Source organism: Zhongshania aquatica, assembly GCF_027257955.1.
GTDB lineage: Bacteria > Pseudomonadota > Gammaproteobacteria > Pseudomonadales > Spongiibacteraceae > Spongiibacter > Spongiibacter aquatica.
This window is the reverse complement of the sequence record NZ_JANZNQ010000086.1, coordinates 1-1,105: the sequence shown is the minus strand read 5'-3', so window position 1 is coordinate 1,105 and position 1,105 is coordinate 1. Positions and strand designations below refer to the sequence as shown.

At 45.3% G+C, this 1,105-nt stretch carries 2 protein-coding genes; both read right to left on the bottom strand.

Annotated elements, in window-relative coordinates:
* Positions 1 to 225 precede the first annotated feature (225 nt).
* On the bottom strand, positions 226 to 540 hold the full coding sequence (locus O9X78_RS20730; protein ID WP_269621588.1) for a CcdB family protein: 315 nt from the start codon (positions 538 to 540) through the stop codon (positions 226 to 228).
* Complete coding sequence (locus O9X78_RS20725) at positions 540 to 782, bottom strand: type II toxin-antitoxin system CcdA family antitoxin (protein WP_269621587.1); 243 nt, start codon at positions 780 to 782, stop codon at positions 540 to 542. Before O9X78_RS20725 ends, O9X78_RS20730 begins: the two co-directional genes overlap by 1 nt.
* Between the last annotated feature and the right edge of the window lie 323 nt (positions 783 to 1,105).

The following is a 1,105-nucleotide window of genomic DNA, read 5'->3' as shown; positions in this document are numbered from 1 at the left end:
GGTCAAGCCCTTGCCATTCGCTAGTAGTTAACATCTAATAACGATCATAAATCGCTAAGGATGGTGACCTTCCTACAGAGGACTTTCACCTCATTAGTTCATGCCCATGCTGGGCGTACACAAGGTGGTGCAGTGGAGCCAGTTGCGCTGCGCATTTTTTATGGTATCGCTACGCTATTTTTACCATAAAAAATGCTCCACTACTCTGGCCCACTGACCACGGCGTTAAATGCCCATCAGGAGAAAATCGAGCGCTGAAATAATGTCAGTTCGATTAAGTAGCAATGAGCCTTTTTTTTGAGAGAGAAATGAGGTTGACACCGTCGTAATTTGATGGGTAAGTAGGGCATACTTTTCGTTCCCAATCTCTACAATTGGGCACAGGTTTTTGGGAAATGTCTTTGCATCCTGTACCGGAGAAATCGGTATAACGACGCGACTATTAAGATTATCGAGTAGGTCGGTTTGCACATCCACGAAGAAAGGGTATGTTGCGTGGCTATCAGAGTCTGGATTCTCGTACAGGTCAAACTGCTTCATCAGAAGCCTCGATGTTTGTCAGCAAATAGTCCACGGTCTGCAAGGCGGTTGCAGTTCTCGATAGTTTGTTTGTTGTCCTCACGCCACTTTTTGCGCTTGTTCTCCCTGATTTCTTCTTCCAGCGCTCGCTCAAGGGTGGCAGAAAGGTTTACCTTTAGGCTTCTTGCTTCAGCAAGTAAGCTACTGTTTATACTAAGATTTGTGGCTTTTTTTGGGGCATCTTTATCGAATATTTCGCGCATTCCAGAACCTCCCGCACACGCTATGCGTATAGTTAATGCGCATGTTAACAGTAAGGCATTTAACAAGGCAAGGCAGGCCGACGCAGATAAGCTGCGTGTCTGCTTTCGGCGTTAGCACCACCATGATTAAGCAACTTTTAATACTTACAATATTGACTTCAAACATTGCCTACGCAAGGGGGAGCAATACCGATATGACACGGTAATCCTCCCATTTTTAGCTGATGCTCAAAGTAGAAGTTAAGCAGCCATCAATGGTGGCTTCCCATTGTTGGCTTTATGGGGGCGTTCATGATTGTAAAACCAAAGCCACTCGGTTGCAT

Coding starts and splice junctions, on each gene's coding strand:
- O9X78_RS20730 (WP_269621588.1), bottom strand. CDS start 540: ATGAAGCAGTTTGACCTGTACGAGAATCCAGACTCTGATAGCCACGCA.
- O9X78_RS20725 (WP_269621587.1), bottom strand. CDS start 782: ATGCGCGAAATATTCGATAAAGATGCCCCAAAAAAAGCCACAAATCTT.